The sequence below is a fragment of the Paracoccus panacisoli genome (assembly GCF_042435015.1).
Lineage (GTDB): Bacteria > Pseudomonadota > Alphaproteobacteria > Rhodobacterales > Rhodobacteraceae > Paracoccus > Paracoccus panacisoli.
The window spans coordinates 1-1,114 of record NZ_JBHMQU010000121.1 but is presented as its reverse complement, the minus strand read 5'-3'; the positions used below and the strand labels follow the sequence as shown (position 1 = coordinate 1,114).

At 68.2% G+C, this 1,114-nt stretch carries 1 protein-coding gene; it reads left to right on the top strand.

Going from position 1 to position 1,114, the window contains the following annotated elements; all coding sequences use genetic code 11:
- Positions 1-1,114 (top strand): IS66 family transposase (gene tnpC, locus ACFHYO_RS16085; RefSeq protein WP_394321748.1); only part of this gene is annotated, 1,114 nt, incomplete at both ends.

The following is a 1,114-nucleotide window of genomic DNA, read 5'->3' as shown; positions in this document are numbered from 1 at the left end:
GCGCCTGCGCCGGATCGGCGAGGATATCACCGAGGAGCTGGAATACGTCCCGGGCCGCTTCATCGTGAACCGGATCGTGCGGCCGCGGCTGACCTGTTCGTGCTGCGAGCGCTTCGTCCAGGCCCCGCTGCCGTCCCGCCCCATCGAGCGCGGTCGGCCGGGTCCGGGTCTCCTCGCCCATGTGCTGGTGAACAAATATGCCGATCATCTGCCGCTCTACCGCCAGAGCCGGATCTTCGAGCGTGACGGCCTCGACCTCGACCGCTCTACCCTGGCCGACTGGGTCGGCAAGTCCACCGCCCTGCTGGAGCCGCTGGCCGATGCGATCGGCCGCCATGTCCTCTCGGCCGAGGCGATCTTCGCCGACGACACGCCGGTGCAGATGCTGGCGCCGGGCACTGGCAAGACCCGGACCGCCCGGCTCTGGACCTATGCCCGTGACGAGCGGCCCTGGGCCGGCGCGGCGCCCCCGGCCGCCTGGTATCGCTTCTCCGGCGACCGCAAGGGTCAGCACCCGAAGGACCACCTCGCCCGCTTCCACGGCTGGATGCATGCCGATGGTTATGCCGGGTTCGAGGTTCTCTATGGGTCCGGCGCAATCCACGAAGTCGCCTGCATGGCCCATGTCCGGCGCAAGTTCGTCGACATCCATCGCGCCCAGGCCTCCCCGATCGCCGAAGAGGCCATCCGCCGGATCGCCCGGCTCTACGCCGTCGAGAAGGAGGCCCGAGGTTTGCCGCCGGACAAGCGTGTCGAGCTTCGGCTGGCCCGCGCCGCCCCGGTCTTCGACGATCTCGAGGTCTGGCTCGCCATGCAGCTGACCCGCATATCTGGCAAATCGCCGCTGGCCGCCGCGATCCGCTATGCCCTGACGCGGATGGAGCGCATGCGTCCCTATCTCGCCAACGGCATTCTCGAGCTGGACAACAACACCGCTGAACGCGGCATGCGCGCCATTGCCCTCGGGCGGAAGAATTATCTCTTCGTCGGCTCCGAAGCCGGCGGCAAGGCCGCCGCCATCGCTTACACCCTGATCGAAACGGCCAAGCTGAACGGCGTCGATCCCCACGCTTGGCTCGCCGCCACCCTGGCCCGTATCCCTGATTACAAGATC